Origin of the sequence: Burkholderia sp. Bp9031, assembly GCF_003857965.1 — a bacterium.
Lineage (GTDB): Bacteria > Pseudomonadota > Gammaproteobacteria > Burkholderiales > Burkholderiaceae > Burkholderia > Burkholderia ambifaria_A.
In genome coordinates this window covers 88,500-106,909 of the sequence record NZ_QTPW01000010.1, presented here as the reverse complement: position 1 = coordinate 106,909, position 18,410 = coordinate 88,500, and the positions used below count along the sequence as shown (strand labels likewise).

The 18,410-nt window shown below is 67.5% G+C and carries 16 protein-coding genes and 1 tRNA gene; 5 read left to right on the top strand and 12 right to left on the bottom strand.

Annotated elements, in window-relative coordinates; genetic code table 11:
* Window position 1: 1 nt before the first annotated feature.
* Window positions 2-1,573: an Asp-tRNA(Asn)/Glu-tRNA(Gln) amidotransferase subunit GatA gene (gatA, locus tag DIE15_RS15770; RefSeq protein ID WP_124833755.1), complete on the bottom strand. Its 1,572-nt coding sequence runs from the start codon at window positions 1,571-1,573 to the stop codon at window positions 2-4.
* 69 nt (window positions 1,574-1,642) lie between these two features.
* Entirely contained in the window at window positions 1,643-1,942 is a 300-nt protein-coding gene (gatC, locus tag DIE15_RS15765) for an Asp-tRNA(Asn)/Glu-tRNA(Gln) amidotransferase subunit GatC (protein WP_006477478.1), read from the bottom strand.
* A gap of 367 nt (window positions 1,943-2,309) precedes the next feature.
* On the opposite strand from gatC, the gene DIE15_RS15760 reads away from it, so the two are divergent.
* The 5 genes from DIE15_RS15760 (at window position 2,310) to rodA (ending at window position 8,875) form a co-directional block, all read left to right on the top strand.
* Window positions 2,310-3,353, top strand: coding sequence for a rod shape-determining protein (locus DIE15_RS15760; RefSeq protein WP_004189550.1), 1,044 nt, complete (start codon window positions 2,310-2,312; stop codon window positions 3,351-3,353).
* 128 nt (window positions 3,354-3,481) lie between these two features.
* Window positions 3,482-4,549 (top strand): rod shape-determining protein MreC, encoded by a 1,068-nt coding sequence (mreC, locus tag DIE15_RS15755; protein WP_124833754.1) that lies wholly within the window; start codon window positions 3,482-3,484, stop codon window positions 4,547-4,549.
* The gene (gene mreD, locus DIE15_RS15750) at window positions 4,546-5,058 is read left to right on the top strand and encodes a rod shape-determining protein MreD (RefSeq protein ID WP_009687274.1); all 513 of its coding nucleotides are present in this window, start codon (window positions 4,546-4,548) and stop codon (window positions 5,056-5,058) included. Before mreC ends, mreD begins: the two co-directional genes overlap by 4 nt.
* A 380-nt stretch (window positions 5,059-5,438) precedes the next feature.
* The gene (gene mrdA, locus DIE15_RS15740) at window positions 5,439-7,715 is read left to right on the top strand and encodes a penicillin-binding protein 2 (protein WP_124833752.1); all 2,277 of its coding nucleotides are present in this window, start codon (window positions 5,439-5,441) and stop codon (window positions 7,713-7,715) included.
* An 11-nt stretch (window positions 7,716-7,726) separates the two neighbouring features.
* Complete coding sequence (rodA, locus tag DIE15_RS15735; protein WP_124833751.1) at window positions 7,727-8,875, top strand: rod shape-determining protein RodA; 1,149 nt, start codon at window positions 7,727-7,729, stop codon at window positions 8,873-8,875.
* Window positions 8,876-8,979: 104 nt separating this feature from the next.
* Here rodA and DIE15_RS15730 read toward each other — a convergent pair whose 3' ends face one another.
* From DIE15_RS15730 to rsmB, 10 genes are all read right to left on the bottom strand, one after another.
* Window positions 8,980-9,765, bottom strand: a complete 786-nt coding sequence (locus DIE15_RS15730; protein ID WP_057924629.1) for a tetratricopeptide repeat protein — start codon at window positions 9,763-9,765, stop codon at window positions 8,980-8,982.
* Window positions 9,762-10,547 (bottom strand): HpcH/HpaI aldolase/citrate lyase family protein, encoded by a 786-nt coding sequence (locus DIE15_RS15725; protein ID WP_124833750.1) that lies wholly within the window; start codon window positions 10,545-10,547, stop codon window positions 9,762-9,764. The genes DIE15_RS15730 and DIE15_RS15725 overlap by 4 nt, the downstream gene beginning before the upstream one ends.
* Window positions 10,548-10,858: 311 nt before the next feature.
* Window positions 10,859-11,311, bottom strand: a complete 453-nt coding sequence (gene queD, locus DIE15_RS15720; RefSeq protein ID WP_057924631.1) for a 6-carboxytetrahydropterin synthase QueD — start codon at window positions 11,309-11,311, stop codon at window positions 10,859-10,861.
* 18 nt (window positions 11,312-11,329) lie between these two features.
* Window positions 11,330-11,962, bottom strand: coding sequence for a 7-carboxy-7-deazaguanine synthase (gene queE, locus DIE15_RS15715; RefSeq protein ID WP_057924632.1), 633 nt, complete (start codon window positions 11,960-11,962; stop codon window positions 11,330-11,332).
* A 75-nt stretch (window positions 11,963-12,037) separates the two neighbouring features.
* Entirely contained in the window at window positions 12,038-12,772 is a 735-nt protein-coding gene (gene queC, locus DIE15_RS15710; protein ID WP_057924633.1) for a 7-cyano-7-deazaguanine synthase QueC, read from the bottom strand.
* Between the two features lie 347 nt (window positions 12,773-13,119).
* Window positions 13,120-13,195, bottom strand: a tRNA-Phe gene (locus DIE15_RS15705).
* Between the two features lie 61 nt (window positions 13,196-13,256).
* Window positions 13,257-13,958: a response regulator transcription factor EsaR gene (esaR, locus tag DIE15_RS15700; RefSeq protein WP_057924634.1), complete on the bottom strand. Its 702-nt coding sequence runs from the start codon at window positions 13,956-13,958 to the stop codon at window positions 13,257-13,259.
* Entirely contained in the window at window positions 13,959-16,373 is a 2,415-nt protein-coding gene (esaS, locus tag DIE15_RS15695) for a sensor histidine kinase EsaS (RefSeq protein ID WP_057924635.1), read from the bottom strand.
* Window positions 16,363-16,953, bottom strand: coding sequence for a DUF4390 domain-containing protein (locus DIE15_RS15690; protein ID WP_057924636.1), 591 nt, complete (start codon window positions 16,951-16,953; stop codon window positions 16,363-16,365). Before DIE15_RS15690 ends, esaS begins: the two co-directional genes overlap by 11 nt.
* Window positions 16,950-18,338 (bottom strand): 16S rRNA (cytosine(967)-C(5))-methyltransferase RsmB, encoded by a 1,389-nt coding sequence (rsmB, locus tag DIE15_RS15685; RefSeq protein ID WP_124833749.1) that lies wholly within the window; start codon window positions 18,336-18,338, stop codon window positions 16,950-16,952. The genes DIE15_RS15690 and rsmB overlap by 4 nt, the downstream gene beginning before the upstream one ends.
* Window positions 18,339-18,410 lie beyond the last annotated feature (72 nt).

Here is an 18,410-nt window from a genome sequence, read left to right as displayed (position 1 = left end):
TTCATGCCTCCCGCCGAGCCGCCTCAAGGGAGGCATGCGCCCCCTCGGGGGGCAGCGAACAAAGTGAGCGTGGGGGCTCATTCCCCACCCCTGCCGGAACTTGCTTGTGCCAGTCGGTCGCGCGCTGGAACGCGTCCGCGACCTGCAGCATCCGGGCTTCGTTGAAATAGTTGCCGATGATCTGCAGGCCGACCGGGCGCTTCGCGTTCGCACCGGCACCGAAGCCGCACGGCACGCTCATGCCGGGCAGGCCGGCGAGGCTCACCGACAGCGTGTAGATATCCGCGAGATACATCTGCACCGGATCGTCGCCCTTCGCGCCGAGATCCCATGCGACCGTCGGCGACGCCGGGCCCATGATCACGTCGCAGGACTTGAACGCTTCCTGGAAATCGTTCGCGATGATGCGGCGGATCTTCTGCGCCTGCAGGTAGTACGCGTCGTAGTAGCCGTGCGACAGCACGTACGTGCCGACCAGAATCCGGCGCTTCACTTCGGGGCCGAAGCCTTCCGCGCGCGACTTCTTGTACATGTCGAGCAGGTCGCCGTACTGCGCGGCGCGGTGGCCGAAGCGCACGCCGTCGAAACGCGACAGGTTCGACGAGGCTTCAGCCGGCGCGATCACGTAGTACACGGGGATCGACAGCTCCGTCTTCGGCAGCGATACGGGCACGAGGGTCGCGCCGAGCGCTTCATACTGCTTCAGCGCCGCGTCGATCGCCGCACGCACGTCGTCGGCGAGACCGTCGCCGAAATACTCGTTCGGCAGGCCGATGCGCAGGCCCGCGAGCGGCTTGGCCGCATCGTTGCCGGCCGTCCAGGCCTGGCCGATATGGCGCGTGAAATCTTCATCGTCGTGCTCGAGGCTCGTCGAGTCGCGCTCGTCGAAGCCGGCCATCGCGTTCAGCAGCAGCGCGCAGTCGGACGCGCTCTGCGCCATCGGGCCGCCCTGGTCGAGCGACGACGCAAACGCGATCATCCCGTAGCGCGACACGCGGCCGTAGGTCGGCTTGATGCCCGTCACGCCCGCGAACGACGCGGGCTGGCGGATCGAGCCACCGGTGTCGGTGCCGGTCGCGGCCGGTGCGAGGCGCGCGGCGACGGCGGCCGAGCTGCCGCCCGAGCTGCCGCCCGGCACCGCGTTCGTGTCCCACGGGTTCTTCACCGCGCCGAACGCCGAATTCTCGTTCGACGAGCCCATCGCGAACTCGTCCATGTTGGTCTTGCCGAGCGTGACCATGCCGGCCGCCTGCAGGCGGGCGACGACGGTCGCGTCGTACGGGCTCTCGTAGTTCGCGAGCATCTTCGAGCCGGCAGTCGAGCGCCAGCCACGCGTGACGAAGACATCCTTGTGCGCGATCGGCAGGCCCGTGAGCGCGCCGCCCGCGCCGCGCGCGAGCTCCGCGTCGGCGGCTTTCGCCTGCGCGAGGGTCAGGTCGGCGTCGACTTGGACGAACGCGTTCAGGTCGCGCGCGGCATCGATCCGTTTCAGGTAGAGCTGCGCGAGCTCGACGGCCGAGCATTCCTTGGCGGCGAGCGCGACGCGCAGTTCGGTCAGGCTTTTTGCGTGCATTGAGTGGTTTTCCTGGGAATTCTGGGTGGCGCGCTGCGCGAAGGCGGCGGCGCGCTTGTCATCGAATGCTTACTCGATCACCTTCGGCACGAGATAGAGGCCGTCCTGGACGGCCGGCGCCGGACGCTGGTTGTCGTCGCGATTGACGACTTCCGTCACGGCGTCGTCGCGCAGGCGCTGCGCGACTTCCTGGATCTGTTCGATCGGGTGGGCGAGCGGCGCGATGCCGGCGGTGTCGACCGCCTGCATCTGTTCGACGAGGCCGAAGAATTCATTGAGCTGGCCGAGCATGTGCTCGGCGTCGGCGTCGGCCATTTCGAGTCGCGCCAGGTGCGCGATGCGTTTCACATCGGTCAGGGTCAGGGCCATGCGATCACCGGAAAAACAAGGCTGCGCAGCGCATCAAAAGCGGCACTGCGGCGGGGGGTTGGAGGGTGCGATCCCACCCTCAAAAATCGGGGCCGAAGCGGCAAAAATACCGCCCGTTTCGATTCAAATACCGCGAAATTATAAGGTATCATTACGCGTTCGACCCAAACCCGGCAGCCTTTTCCCGCACCGTTTCGCCCCGCTTCGGCAACCCGTGCGTGCTTCGTGCGATTCCCGGTAGACATCACTCGCAGCTTCGTGCGCCGCGGCGGCCGCATCCGCCACGCTTCCCGAGGCTGTTATTTTTTCCGCTGCCGCCCTCAGCGCTCGCTATGCAGGGCCGGCCCAGAGCGAAACAGGATTCTGAATGTTCGGTTTTTTGCGCAGCTATTTCTCCAACGATCTGGCGATCGACCTCGGCACCGCAAACACCCTGATCTACATGCGCGGCAAAGGCATCGTGCTCGATGAGCCGTCCGTCGTGTCGATCCGCCAGGAAGGCGGCCCCAACGGCAAGAAGACGATCCAGGCGGTCGGCAAGGAAGCCAAGCAGATGCTCGGCAAGGTGCCGGGCAACATCGAGGCGATCCGCCCGATGAAGGACGGCGTGATCGCCGACTTCACCGTCACCGAGCAGATGATCAAGCAGTTCATCAAGACGGCGCACGAGTCGCGCATGTTCTCGCCGTCGCCGCGCATCATCATCTGCGTGCCGTGCGGCTCGACCCAGGTCGAGCGCCGCGCGATCAAGGAAGCGGCGCACGGCGCCGGCGCATCGCAGGTCTACCTGATCGAAGAGCCGATGGCGGCTGCGATCGGCGCGGGCCTGCCGGTGTCGGAAGCCACCGGCTCGATGGTCGTCGACATCGGCGGCGGCACGACGGAAGTCGGCGTGATCTCGCTCGGCGGCATTGTGTACAAGGGTTCGGTGCGCGTCGGCGGCGACAAGTTCGACGAAGCGATCGTCAACTACATCCGCCGCAACTACGGGATGCTGATCGGCGAGCAGACCGCCGAGGCGATCAAGAAGGAAATCGGCTCCGCGTTCCCGGGCTCCGAAGTCAAGGAAATGGAAGTGAAGGGCCGCAACCTGTCGGAAGGCATTCCGCGCAGCTTCACGATCTCGAGCAACGAAATCCTCGAAGCGCTGACCGATCCGCTGAACCAGATCGTGTCGTCGGTGAAGATCGCCCTCGAGCAGACGCCGCCGGAACTCGGCGCCGACATCGCCGAGCGCGGGATGATGCTGACGGGCGGCGGCGCGCTGCTGCGCGACCTCGATCGCCTGCTCGCGGAAGAAACCGGCCTGCCGGTGCTCGTCGCCGAAGACCCGCTTACCTGCGTCGTGCGCGGCTCGGGCATGGCGCTCGAGCGCATGGACAAGCTGGGCAGCATCTTCTCGTACGAGTGATCGCCTAAGCAGTCCCGTTTGATATGACGCACCCGCGGCGTGGCCGGATCGCTCGTTCAGAACGAACCGCCACGCCGTTTGCGCGTCTGAGCATTATTTAACCGATCGCCACGCGCCCGGCGCCGACCATGGAATACAGTCCGCCGCCCCTCTTCAAGCAAGGTCCGCCCGCACTCGCGCGGCTCATCTTCTTCGTCGCCCTCGCCATCGCGCTCCTCGTGTCGGACGCGCGCTTCAGCACGCTCGAAATCGTCCGCGGCGTGCTCGGCACCGTGCTGTACCCGCTGCAGCGGGCGGCGCTCGTGCCGCGCGACCTGTTCATGGGCGCGGCCGACATCGCCGTCACGGGCGCATCGCTGCGCCACGAGAACGACGCGCTGCGCAAGCGCAACCTGCAGTTGTCCACGCAGGCCAACCAGGCCGCCGTGCTCGCGCAGGAAAACACGCATCTGCGCGCGGTGCTCGAGCTGCGCCAGCACATCGCGACGCAATCGACGCCGGTCGAGATCCAGTACGACACGAGCGACCCGTTCACGCAGAAGATCGTGATCGGGCAGGGGTCGCAGCAAGGCATCCAGAATGGCGCGCCGGTCGTCAGCGAGGACGGCGTGATCGGCCAGGTCACGCGCGTGTTCCCGCTGCAGGCCGAAGTCACGCTGATCACCGACCGCGATCTCGCGATTCCCGTGCAGGTGCTGCGCACCGGCCTGCGCAGCGTGATCTATGGCACGCCGAAGGGCGATTCGCTCGACCTGCGCTTCGTGCCAACGAGCTCGGACCTCGTCGCGGGCGACGAGCTCGTCACGAGCGGCCTCGACGGCGTCTATCCGCCGGGCCTGCCGGTCGCGAAGGTCGTGCGCGTCGACAAGCTCGCCGATACCGCGTTCGCGCGCGTGACCTGCGCGCCGGTCGCAGCTGTGCGCGGCGCACGCCAGATGCTCGTGCTGCATTACCAGAACGACGTTCCGCCGCGGCCGGCCGAGCCCGAGCCGGCCGCCGACAAGAACGCGAAGGGCAAGAAGGGCGCCAAGGCCGCCGCGAAGGGCGAGAAAGCCGAGAAGGCCGACGCGAACGCGAAGCCGGCCGCGGCGGCCGCACCCGGAGCGAAACCCGCGCAGGCGGCGCCTGCCGCTCCGGCCAAGCCCGCCGCCGCGCCCGCGAAGCCCGCGGCCGGGCAACCAGGAGCCCAGCGATGAACCGCCCGCAATACATCCTGCAGCCGGTCAACCCGTACTTCATCGTCTTCAGCCTCGCCGCCGCGTTCCTGCTGAACCTGATGCCGTGGGGCCGCCTGCCCGGCGTGCCCGACTTCGTCGCGCTCGTGCTGCTGTTCTGGAACATCCACCAGCCGCGCAAGGTCGGGATGGGCGTCGCGTTCGCGCTCGGCATCCTGATGGACGTGCATGATGCGGGGCTGCTCGGCGAGCACGCGCTCGCCTATACGCTGCTGTCGTACGGCGCGATCACGATCCATCGCCGCGTGCTGTGGATGCCGATCGGCGTGCAGGTGCTGTATGTCACGCCGCTGCTCGTCGTCGCGCAACTGGTGCCGTTCGTGATCCGCCTCGTGATGGGCGCCGCGTTTCCCGGCTGGCGCTATCTGGTGGACGGCTTCGTCGAGGCCGCGCTCTGGCCGATCGCGAGCCACCTGCTGCTGATGCCGCAACGCCGCCCGGTCGACCCGGACGATACGCGCCCCATCTGAGCCGCACTAGGACCGACCTTGAATACCCGCCGCCCCCACGCCCGCCGCGCGCTGCGCTCCGGGGCGGCCCCTCGCCCGCGCGCGTGCGACGCGCACGGGTCAGACCGACCCTAGGGTCTATTTACATATGGAACGTACATGCGAATGCCCGAAATCGCTCGTAGGGCAAGAAGTGAGGAGCGCCGTTTGGCCGAGCCAAACAAGTGACGAGCGACGCCGCCATACGGGCGATTTCGGGCATTCCCCTGGAATGAACTTTAAATTTGGGGTTGCCACGAGAACGGCCGCTCGCCGCGTTGCGCTCCTTGCGAATACGTCCAGCGAGCGGCCGTTCTCGTGGCAACGCATGCACGTTCCATATGTAAATAGACCCTAGCCGCATGACCGAATTCAACGACACCCAACAGCAGCTCTCGAAGTTCCGCCTGCGCGTCGCGGCGGCGGGCGTGTTCGTGTTCGTCTGCTTCGGGCTGCTCGCGAGCCGTTTCTTCTACCTGCAGCTGATGCAGCACGGCAAATATGCGCTGCAGGCCGAGGAAAACCGCATCTCGGTCGCGCCGATCGTGCCGAACCGCGGGATCATCACCGACCGCAACGGCGTGGTCCTCGCGAAGAACTATTCGGCGTACACGCTCGAGATCACGCCATCGAAGCTCGATGACACGCTCGACAACACGATCGACAAGCTGTCCGAGATCATCCCGATCGACGCGCGTGACCGCCGCCGTTTCAAGAAGCTGCAGGAAGACTCGAAGAACTTCGAGAGCCTGCCGATCCGCACGCGCCTCACCGACGCGGAAGTCGCGCGCTTCACCGCGCAGCGCTTCCGCTTCCCCGGCGTCGACGTGCGTGCGCGGCTGTTCCGCCAGTACCCGCTCGGCATGACGGCCGCGCACGTGATCGGCTACATCGGCCGGATCTCGAAGCGCGACCAGGATCGCATCGACGCGATGAGCGACGACAACGACAGCGACCAGGAGCACTACGATCCGCGCCGCGACGCGAACAACTACAAGGGCACCGACTACATCGGCAAGATCGGCGTCGAGCAGAGCTACGAAACCGAGCTGCATGGCCTCACGGGCTTCGAGGAAGTCGAGGTGACGGCCGGCGGCCGGCCCGTGCGCACGCTGTCGCGCACGCAGGCGACGCCCGGCAACAACCTGGTGCTGTCGCTCGACATCGGGCTGCAGCAGGTCGCCGAGCAGGCGTTCGCCGGCAAGCGCGGCGCGCTCGTCGCGATCGAGCCGAAGACGGGCGACGTGCTCGCGTTCGTGTCGTCGCCGAGCTTCGACCCGAATTCGTTCGTCGACGGCATCGACCAGCAGACCTGGGACGAGCTGAACAACTCGACCGACAAGCCGCTGCTGAACCGCCCGTTGCACGGCACCTACCCGCCCGGCTCGACGTACAAGCCGTTCATGGCGCTCGCCGGTCTGACGCTCGGCAAACGCACGCCCGGCTGGGGCTTCCAGGATCCCGGCTACTTCACGTTTGGCGGCCACACGTTCCGCAACGACGTGCGCTCGGGCCAGGGCTGGGTCGACATGAACAAGGCGATCATGGTGTCGAACGACACCTACTTCTACATGCTCGCGCGCGACCTCGGCGTGAACGCGATCGCGAACTTCATGAAGCCGTTCGGTTTCGGCCAGATCACCGGCATCGACATCCTGGGCGAGGCGCGCGGGATCCTGCCGTCGACCGACTGGAAGAAGAAGGCGTTCAAGAAGGCCGCGCAGCAGAAGTGGTTCGACGGCGAGACGATCAGCCTCGGGATCGGCCAGGGCTACAACTCGTTCACGATCCTGCAGCTCGCGCATGCCACCGCGACGCTCGCGAACAACGGCGTCGTGATGAAGCCCCACCTCGTGAAGGAAGTCGAGGATCCGATCTCGCGCGCGCGCCATCTGACGGTGCCGAAGGAAAGCGAAGTGATCCCGCTCAAGCAGGCCGACATCGACGTCGTGAAGCGCGGGATGGAAAACGTGATCGAGAACCCGTCCGGCACCGCGTACAAGGTGTTCCGCGGCGCGTCGTACCTCGCGGCCGGCAAGACCGGTACCGCGCAGGTGTTCTCGCTGCAGGGCTCGAACTACAAGGGCCACCTGCTCGCCGAGCACCTGCGCGACCACGCGCTGTTCATTGCGTACGCGCCGGTCGACCATCCGCAGATCGCGCTCGCGCTGGTCGTCGAGAACGGCGGTTGGGGCGCGCAGGCCGCGGGTCCGATCGCCCGTCGCGTGCTCGACTATTACCTCGTCGAGCGCCAGAACCCGCAGAACGAGGCCGCGGCCGTGGCCGCCGCCGCATCGGCGACCGAGCCGGTGAGCGCGCCCGTGATCGGCGATACCTCGAAGCCCGCCGCCGTCGCGGCCGGCTTCACCGCGCTGCCGCAGCCGGTCGTGCCGATTGCAGCCAGTGCGGCAAACGACGCATCGGCACCCGATGCGTCGAGCGCAGCCGGCGCGAGCGCGGTGCAAGCGTCCGACGCGAGCGCCGCAGCGCCGAGGGCCGCGAGCCTGCCGCCGATCCGACGCCCGCACCGGCCACGCCGGCCCACCAGTGACGCGCAGCCGCTCGCCGCGGCGCCACGCGACGACAACTTCCGTGCCACGGCCGCCGCGAAAACGGCCAATGCCGGCACCGCTCATTAACGGAGAAAGGCATGCAATTCGACAAGCGCGCCTGGCTCGACAAGATCAAGCAGATGTTCGCGGGCTTCGACCGCCCGCTCGCCCTCATCGTGTTTTTGCTGCTATGTGTCGGCATCGTCACGCTGTACAGCGCGGCGATCGACATGCCGGGCCGCGTCGAGGATCAGTTGCGCAACATCCTGCTGACGTTCGTGCTGATGTGGGTGATCGCCAACATCCCGCCGACGACGCTGATGCGCTTCGCGGTCCCGCTTTATACGTTCGGGGTCGCGCTGCTGGTCGCGGTCGCGCTGTTCGGGATGACCAAGAAGGGCGCGAAGCGCTGGCTGAACGTCGGCGTCGTGATCCAGCCGTCGGAGATCCTCAAGATCGCGACCCCGCTGATGCTCGCGTGGTACTACCAGCGCCGCGAAGGCGGGCTGCGCTGGTACGACTTCATCGCCGCGTTCGGGATCCTGCTGGTCCCGGTCGGCCTGATCGCAAAGCAGCCCGACCTCGGCACCGGCCTGCTCGTGTTCGCGGCAGGCTTCTTCGTGATCTACCTCGCCGGCCTGTCGTTCAAGCTGATCGTGCCGGTGCTCGTCGCGGGCGTGATCGCGGTCGGCTCGATTGCCGTGTTCGAAGAGCGCATCTGCCAGCCCGAAGTGCAGTGGCCGCTGATGCACGACTACCAGAAGCACCGCGTGTGCACGCTGCTCGACCCGACCTCCGACCCGCTCGGCAAGGGCTTCCACACGATCCAGGCCGTGATCGCGATCGGCTCGGGCGGCGTGCTCGGCAAGGGCTACCTGAAGGGCACGCAGGCCCATCTCGAATTCATTCCGGAGAAGCACACCGACTTCATCTTCGCGGTGTTCTCGGAAGAATGGGGGCTCGTCGGCGGCCTCGTGCTACTGACGCTGTACATGGCGCTGATCGCGCGCGGGCTCTACATCGCCGCGCAGGGCGCGACGCTGTTCGGCCGGTTGCTCGCGGGCTCGCTCACGCTCGCGTTCTTCGTCTATGCGTTCGTCAACATCGGGATGGTGAGCGGCGTGCTGCCCGTCGTCGGCGTGCCGTTGCCGTTCATGAGCTACGGCGGCACCGCGCTCGCGACGCTCGGCATCGCGATCGGGATGATCATGAGCGTCGGGCGACAGCGGCGGCTGATGAAGAGCTGACGGCGCGGCACGGCACATGGCCGCAAGCAGTCGCAACAACGAAAAACGGCGCGTCGGGCGCCGTTTTTCGTTGGGCAAGGCCGAATGCAGCGCGTACCGCCCGCTCACTGCGGCGTCGCGCGCGGGCTCCCGTGGTCTGCACCGGCACCCGACGCCGGCTCCTGCGTCTTCAGCCGCGCGCTCAACTCCTTGAATTTCAGCTCGGCCGTCTCGTCGCCCTGCGCGGCCGCGGCCGCGTAATACGCACGTGCGATGTTCAGGTTCTGCGTGACGCCATCGCCGCCACGCTCGTAGAACGACGCGGTCACGTACTGCGCGGTCGGCTCGCCCGCGTCGGCCGCCTGCTTGTACCACGCGAACGCCTGCCGGTTGTCACGCGGCGTGCCGCGCCCGTCGAGGAACTGGTTCGCGAGCGACAACTCGGCCTGCACATGCCCCTGCTTCGCCGCGCGCAGGAACCAGCGGTGCGCTTCGGCCGGGTTGCGTGCGACGAACTCGCCGTCGTCGAACATCCGCCCGTACACGTACTGCGCATGCGACATATTCGCGTCGGCCGCCCGCTTGAGCCAGCGCAGCCCTTCGTCGACGTTCGCAGTCACGCCGACGCCGGTGAGCAGCATCATCGCGTAATTGAACTGCGCGAGCCGGTCGCCGCGTTCGGCCGCGTCGTGGAACTGCACCAGCGCCGCACGATAGTCACCGGCGTTGTAGTCGGCTACCGCCGATTGCGTCTCGTGCGCCGGGTCCGGTTTCTCGTGCGACGCGCCCTGCGCGGCCGCGGCAACGCACACAGCCCAGATGCCGAGCATCGCGCCGATCCGCCCACCTGCACCGGCCATACCGATCGCACGCCGCGTGCGTGCGCGGCCCGCGCCATTGCCACCGTTCATGACCGCACCTCCTGCAGCGCCTGCCGCGTCGCGCGCAGCAGCCAGCTCACATCCGCCGACAGTGTGATCATCCGGTAGCCGGCCTCGCGATACTGGCGTGCGGTCGCCGTATCGCTCGCGAAGATGCCGACCGCGACGCCAGCCTGTTTGCCGGCGGCAAGCACGCGCGCCATCGCGGTCTCGACGTCCGGGTGGCGGCTGTCGCCGAGATGCCCGAGGCTCGCCGCCAGATCGGCCGGGCCGACGAACAGGCAATCGACACCCGGCGTCGCGGCGATCCGCTCGACTTCGTCGATGCCGCGCGCCGATTCGATCTGCACGATCACCGCGACCTGTGCGTTGGCCGTCTGCAGGTAATCGCGGCGCATGCCGAACGCCGCCGCGCGCACCATCCCGGCCACGCCGCGCAGCCCGTCCGGGGAATCCGGCGACGGGAAGCGCGTGAGCCGCACCGCGTGCGCGGCCTCGTCGGGCGTCTCGATGCACGGGAACATCAGCGTGCGTGCGCCCGCATCGAGCGCGCGCTTCACGAGCCACGGCTCTCGCCCCGGCACACGCACGACGGGCTCGCTCGGCAGGTGCGCGGCAGCCAGCGCGCGCAGTTGCGACGCGACGTCACGGCTGTCGTTCGGCGCGTGCTCCATGTCGATGCAGAGCCAGTCGTAGCCGGCGTGCGCGAGCGCTTCCGCGGCCGAATCGCAGCCGAGCGACAGCCACAGGCCGTACAGCGGCTCGTCGCCGTCATGCAGACGTTGTTTGAGGGAATTGGTGAGCGTGCTCATCGATACGGCCTCCTGGACGGAACGGCAATCGAACGGGACAAGCAACGGGCGAAGCGGGGCGCGACACGCCGGGCAATCGAATCACGGCGGTGGCGTCCAAGCGGACCCTCGACGTTAGTCGGCCGCGGGCGGCCGATCTGACAGCGCGAGCCGGCCGACGGCACACGGGCGCGTTTTCCGGTGCCACGCAACGATCATAGCGCGGCGTTGCGCGGAATGTGGGAACAGGCAGGGGACAGCGCCGGCGCGAGGCCGCGGGACGCGATGGCACGCAGCCCGCGCCGGCCGGCGGGGCTGCCGCGAAGGCAGGATCAGTTGCCGGGCTGGCGCTCGACGTCGGCCCAGCAGTTCGGCGTTTCGTACAGGCGCACGCGCTCCAGGCGCAGGTTCACGCCATAGTGCGCGTCGTACACGTTCGCGAGGATGTCGAACGCGATTGCCGCGAGGTTCTCGACGGTCGGGATCCGGTCGATCACGACGGTCTTGTGGTCGGCCATCTGCTCGAGAAACGAGCGCACGACTTCGTCGCGCGCGTAGACCAGGAACGCGTGGTCCCACTTGTTGACGAGGTGCTCGACCGCGAGCGCCTTCACGTCGGCGAAATCCATCACCATGCCGCGGTCGGGCGCCCCCTCGGTATCGACGAGATCGCCGCGCAGCGTGACTTCGAGCACGTAGCGATGGCCGTGCAGGTTCCTGCACTGGCTGCGGTGATCGGGAATGCGGTGGCCCGCGTCGAATTCGAGTTTTCGGGTAATCAGCACGATGTCAAAAGCCGTGGCTCAGGGAATGTTCAGATATTTGTGGGTCTGCATCGACAGCCGCCACTGCGGATGCCGCTTGCACCAGTCGATCGCGAGCTTCGTGTTGATGTCGCGCGACGGGCCGTCCATCGGCTGCACGAGAAAATACTCGAAATCGAGCTTCGCGTAGTCGGCAAGCCGCTGGTTGTCCTGCGGGATCACGACCTTCAGTTCGTTGCCCTTCGTGACGACGAGCGGCGCGTCGGCCTTCGGGCTCACGCAGATCCAGTCGATCGTCTCGAGCACCGGCAGCGAGCCGTTGGTCTCGATCGCGATCTCGAAACCCGCCGCATGCAGCGCGTCGACGAGCGGCTGGTCGAGCTGCAGCATCGGCTCGCCGCCCGTGCAGACGACGAAGCGGTGCGCTTCGCCGTCCGGCCACAGGCCGGCGATCGTCGCGACGAGCGCTTCGGCGTCCTTGAACTTGCCGCCGTTCTCGCCGTCGGTGCCGACGAAGTCCGTATCGCAGAAGCGGCACACGGCGTCCGCACGATCCTCTTCGCGGCCCGACCACAGATTGCAGCCGGCGAACCGGCAGAACACGGCCGGACGGCCCGCATTCGCGCCCTCGCCCTGCAACGTGTAGAAAATTTCCTTGACCGCGTAAGTCATCGTGCTTCGTCCGGCTCGCGCCGCTCGTTGTCGATCAGAATCCGTTGTCCATCAAGCGCTGCCGGCGCACCCGCGTCACAGCGGCGCTTCGGTCACCCGCTCGCCCTTCAGGTAGGCCTCGTAGCCGCGCTTGCGCAGCTTGCAGGCCGGGCATTCGCCGCAGCCAAAGCCCCAGTCGTGCAGTTCCGCGCGCTCGCCCACGTAGCACGTGTGCGTCTCGACGCGGATCAGTTCGACGAGCGCCTCGCCGCCGAGCTGCTCGGCGAGTTGCCAGGTCTGCGCCTTGTCGAGCCACATCAGCGGCGTCTCGAGCACGACGCGCGTGTCCATCCCGAGGTTCAGCGCGACCTGCAGCGCCTTCATCGTGTCGTCGCGGCAGTCGGGGTAGCCCGAGAAATCGGTCTCGCACATCCCGCCGACCAGCACGCGCAGTCCGCGGCGATAGGCAATCGCGGCCGCGATCGTCATGAACAGCAGGTTGCGGCCCGGCACGAACGTGTTCGGCAAGCCGCTCGCCGAGGTCTCGATCTCGATCGTGCGCGTCATCGCGGTATCGCTGATCGCGCCGAGCACCGACAGGTCGATCATGTGATCGTCGCCGAGACGGTCGGCCCAGGCGGGAAACTGATGCTTCAATGCGTCGCGCACGCCCTCGCGACATTCGAGTTCGACGCGGTGGCGCTGGCCGTAATCGAAGCCGAGCGTCTCGACCGTCTGGTAGCGTTCCAGGGCCCAGGCCACGCACGTGGCCGAATCCTGCCCGCCGGAAAACAACACGAGCGCGCCGTCTTTAGCGTCTGTCCGAATCACCGTGATACTCCGTGAATGTGTAGGCTCGCGTCGCGCTGCGCCCCGGGGCCGGCTGCCGCCGGGCGGCCCGACGCGTGCCGGCCTGCGCCGGCTCGACCAGTATAGGCAGCGCGGTCGGCCGCGAACGCGGCGGCGCGCTTATACCGCGCATCCCGCGGCATCGTTGCCGCGCGCCACGGCGGCGCCTGCGGGCAGCCAGCCGTGCGTATGAAGCGATGCGCTAAGTCATTGAGCGGGCACGGATTTTATCACGCCCCGCCGAATGCTGCCCGGCGCGCCGCCGATGCCGCGAATCCACCACAAACGAAAAACCCCAAGAACCTTCCGATTCTTGGGGTTGGAACTGCTGGTGGCCTGGGACGGAATCGAACCATCGACACGCGGATTTTCAATCCGCTGCTCTACCAACTGAGCTACCGGGCCAACGAAGAAGAGAAAGTATATCCAGCCCTCTTCACTTACGCAAGTGTTTTCGCGAAATATTTTATACGGCGCCTTCCGACGGCTTCTTGCCGAGCTCGACGCCCAGCTGCTTGAGCTTGCGATACAGGTGCGTGCGCTCGAGGCCCGTCTTCTCCGCGACGCGCGTCATGCTGCCGTTCTCGCGCGCGAGGTGATATTCGAAGTACGCGCGCTCGAACGCGTCGCGCGCTTCGCGCAACGGGATGTCGAACGGAATCGCGGCCGTCTGGCCCGCGAGGCCGAGCGCCGCTGCCATGTCGTCGCCGAGCGTCGGCAGCGCGGCGGCGGACGCGACCGCCGCCGGGCCCGAGGCCTGGCCGGCGCCGGCCTTCGCCGCCGCGTTGACGGACACCGGTGCCGCGCCGCGCGCGAGACCGTGCTCGACCGACTTCAGCAGCTTCTGCAGCGCGATCGGCTTCTCGAGGAAATCGAGCGCGCCGATCTTCGTCGCCTCGACGGCCGTGTCGATCGTCGCGTGCCCGGACATCATGATCACGGGCATCGTCAACAAGCCTTGCGCCGCCCATTCCTTGAGCAGCGTGACGCCGTCGGTATCGGGCATCCAGATATCGAGCAGCACGAGATCGGGCGCCTGATTCAGTCGGTATTCCCGCGCGGCCTGCGCGTTCTCCGCCGCCTCGACGACATGTCCTTCGTCGCTGAGGATCTCCGAGAGCAATTCCCGGATGCCCATTTCATCATCTACCACCAGGATGGTTGCCATTTACGCTGCCTTTGTCTGCACACTTGCTTTTGTCTTGGCGGGAGCCGCCCCACCCTGCGCGCCGGGTTCGGCGCCTGGCGTATCGCTCGCCATCTGCAGGAACAGGATCGACACCTGCGCACCCTCGACGGTCTCGCCGTGCATGCGATTGCGCAGATCGATCCGCGCGCCGTGCTCGTCGACGATTTTCTTGACCGTGGCCAACCCGAGCCCCGTGCCCTTCGCCTTCGTGGTCACGTAAGGCTCGAACGCACGGGTCAGGATGCGTGCCGGAAAACCGGGCCCGTTGTCGGACACGGTAAGACGTACCGCGACGCGCGTTTTGCCCTCGGCGTCGGGGTCGCCATATTCTACTGTCTTGGTTTCGATCAACACACGCGGATGCGCGACTTCCGCGACCGAATCCTGCGCGTTCTGCAGCAGGTTGTGAATCACCTGGCGCAGTTGCGTCGCGTCGCCGCGGATCACCGGCAGCGACGGCGCGAGTTCGGCGACGATGGCGCTCTTGCCTTCACCGACACCGTACAGCCCGAGCACCTCGCTCGCCAGTTCGTTCAGTTGCAGGTTCCCGAGCACCGCCGGCGGCGTGCGCGCATATTCGCGGAAGTCGTCGACCATCCGCTTCATCGCGGCCACCTGGTTGACGATCATCGTCGAGCCGCGCTTGAGCACGTCCGCGTCGTGCGGCGCGAGCTTGTCGGACAGCTTCATCTGCAGCCGTTCGGCCGACAGCTGGATCGGTGTCAGCGGGTTCTTGATCTCGTGTGCGAGCCGCCGCGCGACCTCGCCCCATGCGACCGAACGCTGCGCGGAAATCACGTCGGAGATGTCGTCGAACACGACGACGTAGCCGGACGTCTGCGGATCGTCGGCCTGCCCCTCGACCGTCGACACAAGGCGCGTGCCGCGCACGAGCAAGGTCAGCGGATCGGCTTCGCCCGGCACTTCGATCGCAAACTGCTGCTGCCAGTGGCCGCGATCGCCGCTGCCGCCGTCGGAAGCCGCTTCGCGATCGGCGAACGCCTTGCGCACCATCGCTCCGAATTCCGCCACGACGCCGATCCGGTCGAGCGCCGTGCCGATCATCGAGCTGAACGGCTGCCGGAAGATCCGCTCGGCGCCGCGGTTGGCTGTCGTCAGCCGGAACTGGCGGTCGAGCACGAACACGCCGGCGGTCAGGTTCGCGAGGATGCTCTCGAGATACGTCTTCGAATGCTCGAGCGCGACCCGGTTCTTCTCGACCGCGAGCCGCGCCTCGGACAGCTGGCGCGTCATCGCGTTGAACGACTGCGTGAGAAAGCCGAGCTCGTCGCGCGACTTGATCTCGCGCTTCGGCGTGTAGTCGCCCTCGGTGATTTCCTTCGTGCCCTGCGCGAGCAGGAACAGCGGCCGCGCGAGCTGCTGGCCGAGCGCGAGCGCGAGCATCATCGCGATGAAGGTGGCGAGGAACAGCGCGAGCGTCAGCGTGCCGATGTACATCTTGCGCAGCCCGGTGCGGCCGAGCGACTTTTCCTGGTACTCGCGATACGCGCGCTGCACCGCGTCGGCGTTGTGCGCGAGCGTGGGCGGCACCGGCTGCGTGAGCTGCAGGAACCGCTCCGCCGGCTGCAGCAGCGACGTGGTCGCGTCGGGAATCGGCCGCACGACGCGCAGCCGCAACGCACCCTTCGCGCCGTGCGCGCGCGGGTCGCCGTCGACTTCGCCCTCGATCGCCGCATATGCGCCGTGTTCGCGCGCCTGGCTCAGCATCAGCGGCGTCGGCAGGTCGTCCGGAATCAGCGCGGCGAAATTGCCCGACGCCTGCGCGACGATGTGCAGGTCGGGCGCCGCACCCGAGCCGCCGCGGCTCGGCTCGACGATCGTCGCGTCCTGCACGCCGAACTGGTCGCGCAGGCGCAAGAGCGTGAGCGTCGTGCCGTTCGTGTTCGCATCGACGCTCGCGAGCTGGTCGGACATCAGCCGCGCCTTCGTCTGCAGGTCGGACAGCGACGCATCGAGCATCCCGCGGCCGAGGTTCAGGCCGGCCGTCAGCGCGGTCTCGACGTTCACGTCGAACCACGACTCGATACTGCGCGACACGAACTGGTACGACACGATGTAGATGATCCCGCCCGGCAGCACGCCGACGAGCGCGAAGAACACCGCGAGCTTCGCGAGCAGCCGCGTGCCGAACTTGCCCTTCCTCAGGCGCGCGACGATCATCCCGATCAGCCCGAGCACCACCAGCAGGAACACGAGCGCGACGATGATGTTCATCGCGTACAGCCACGAGTAGTAGCGGTCGAAGAACTCGGTGTTCGCGCTCGCGGCCGCAAGCAGCACGAGCAGCAGCAGCGCGGTGAGCGCGACGGTCGAAACGATCACGCGAATGAGGATGCTCTTCCCGCTGGCCGCGCGGCGCACTTTATTTAGCACGTTCGGTCACCGTGAAGTTGAAGCGCTTCCAGTCCGAGCCGAGCGTCCAGTCGCGGTTGTTCACCGCGTCGACCTGGAACGGCTTCGGCATCAGCGCCGTATCGAGCTGCATGCGCACCGAGGCCATGTAGGTTTCGCCGGCACGCACCTGGTTGCGGTCGATCACGTGCCACGACGTGATGTGCCGGACGACCGCGAGCGCGTCCTTCAGCGACGGAAAGCCGAGTTGCAGCCCGCCCGTCGACACGCGGTACTCGCGCGTGAGCGGCTGGAACGACAGGCGGATCGTCTGCGACACCGACACCGGCTGCTCGTCGAACCAGTACCAGCGCGCGCGGCTCAGTTCGAAGTCGGTCGTGAAGTAAAGCGGGATGCCCTTGTTGACGGCATCCTCGAGGTTCGGATTCAGCTCGAAATCGAAGCGGGCATCGAGGCTCCAGCCGCTTCCGTCAGCCTGCAGCGATGCGCGCTGCACGGCGATCGACTCGGCGCGCGCCGGCCGAACGACAGTCAGGCACAGCGCCAGCGCGACCAGCAGGACGGCCGCGAGCCGAAGTGGAAAAAGGTGTTTGATCGTCACCGTTTCTGAAACCGCGCGTAGAAAAATCCGTCGTGATCGGTGTTCTGGTCGAGTGCGGCGGCCGCCCCGCCGTGCACGCCGCCCGGCAGCAGTTGGCCGGGCGCGTCCAATCGTACCGCATCTTCACAGGCCGCTTCAAACCAGCGGGCCTGCAATTCTCCTTCTTCGGGAAAGATCGAACAGGTCACGTAGAGCAGTTCGCCGCCCGGCTTCACGAGCGGCCACAACGCCGTCAGGATGCGGCGCTGTTCCGCGACGAGCGCGGCGATGTCGGCTTCGCGGCGCAGCCAGCGGATGTCGGGATGACGGCGCACGATGCCGGACGCCGAGCACGGCACGTCGGCGAGGATGCGGTCGAACGGACGGCCGTCGTACCACGCGTGCGGCGCGCCTGCATCGCCGACGCGCACATCCGCCGCGAGTGACAGGCGCGCGAGGTTCTCGCCGATGCGCGCCGCGCGGGTCGCGTCGCTTTCAAGCGCGACGACGTCCGCATCGGCCAGCTCGAGGATATGGCCGGTCTTGCCGCCCGGTGCCGCGCATGCATCGAGCACGCGCATGCCGTCACGCGCGCCGAGCCATTCGGCCGCGAGCTGCGCGCCGGCATCCTGTACCGACACGACGCCGTCGACGAAGCCCGGAATGCGATCGACCGGCAACGCCGACGCGAGTCGCACCGCATGGCGCCCGATCGCGCTCGCGTCGATTCCGTTCGCGCGCAGCGTGTCGAGATATGCGTCGACGCTCGCGCGGCGCGCGTTCACGCGCAGCGTCAGCGGCCCCTGGCGCTCGCCGGCCGCGAGGATCGCCTGCCATGCGTCTGGCCACGCGCGCTTCACCGCATCGATCCACCACGGACGGTAGTTCCAGCGGGCGACCGGATCGTCCTGCAGCGCCGCGACGAGCACGTCGCGCTCACGCTGGAAACGGCGTAGTACCGCGTTGACCAGCCCCTTCGCGAACGCATATTCACGCCGTGCGCCGATCACGGTCACGGCCTGGTCGACGATCGTGAACGCCGGATACGCGGCCGTCTCTTCCGGATCGAGCAGCAGCGCAAGCGCGCCGGCGAGCACCGCCTGCACGTACGCGGGCGGCGCCTTGCTGACGAGCCGGCCGATCAGCCAGTCCGTGCTGCCGAGGCGACGCATCGTGCGGTACGCGACGTCCTGCGTCGCGCCGCGCGCCAGCGCCTGCGCACCGGCCGGCATCTGCGCGAACACCGCGGCCAGTGCCGCCGGCAGCGCGGTGCCGCGCCGGACCGCATCGACTGCCTGCGCGGCCGCGTCGAGCGCGAAGCCCAGCGAATCGGGCGCGAGATGCAGCGCGGACAGGCGCGCAGGACGGCCGGAGGAAGACGGAGCGGAGGAACGGGTTCGTGTCATCGGAGCAAAATCGGCAAACGGGCGCCGCGAGCGGCGGGAACCCTGCGGCCGCGTGGCCGCCGCGATTCCAAA

Bases quoted from the DNA above. Each gene is read 5' to 3' on its own strand.
- rsmB (WP_124833749.1), bottom strand. From the start codon at position 18,338: ATGACACGAACCCGTTCCTCCGCTCCGTCTTCCTCCGGCCGTCCTGCG.
- gatA (WP_124833755.1), bottom strand. From the start codon at position 1,573: ATGCACGCAAAAAGCCTGACCGAACTGCGCGTCGCGCTCGCCGCCAAG.
- rodA (WP_124833751.1), top strand. From the start codon at position 7,727: ATGCAATTCGACAAGCGCGCCTGGCTCGACAAGATCAAGCAGATGTTC.
- esaR (WP_057924634.1), bottom strand. From the start codon at position 13,958: ATGGCAACCATCCTGGTGGTAGATGATGAAATGGGCATCCGGGAATTG.
- mrdA (WP_124833752.1), top strand. From the start codon at position 5,439: ATGACCGAATTCAACGACACCCAACAGCAGCTCTCGAAGTTCCGCCTG.
- queE (WP_057924632.1), bottom strand. From the start codon at position 11,962: ATGACTTACGCGGTCAAGGAAATTTTCTACACGTTGCAGGGCGAGGGC.
- mreD (WP_009687274.1), top strand. From the start codon at position 4,546: ATGAACCGCCCGCAATACATCCTGCAGCCGGTCAACCCGTACTTCATC.
- DIE15_RS15730 (WP_057924629.1), bottom strand. From the start codon at position 9,765: ATGAACGGTGGCAATGGCGCGGGCCGCGCACGCACGCGGCGTGCGATC.
- DIE15_RS15760 (WP_004189550.1), top strand. From the start codon at position 2,310: ATGTTCGGTTTTTTGCGCAGCTATTTCTCCAACGATCTGGCGATCGAC.
- gatC (WP_006477478.1), bottom strand. From the start codon at position 1,942: ATGGCCCTGACCCTGACCGATGTGAAACGCATCGCGCACCTGGCGCGA.
- mreC (WP_124833754.1), top strand. From the start codon at position 3,482: ATGGAATACAGTCCGCCGCCCCTCTTCAAGCAAGGTCCGCCCGCACTC.
- DIE15_RS15725 (WP_124833750.1), bottom strand. From the start codon at position 10,547: ATGAGCACGCTCACCAATTCCCTCAAACAACGTCTGCATGACGGCGAC.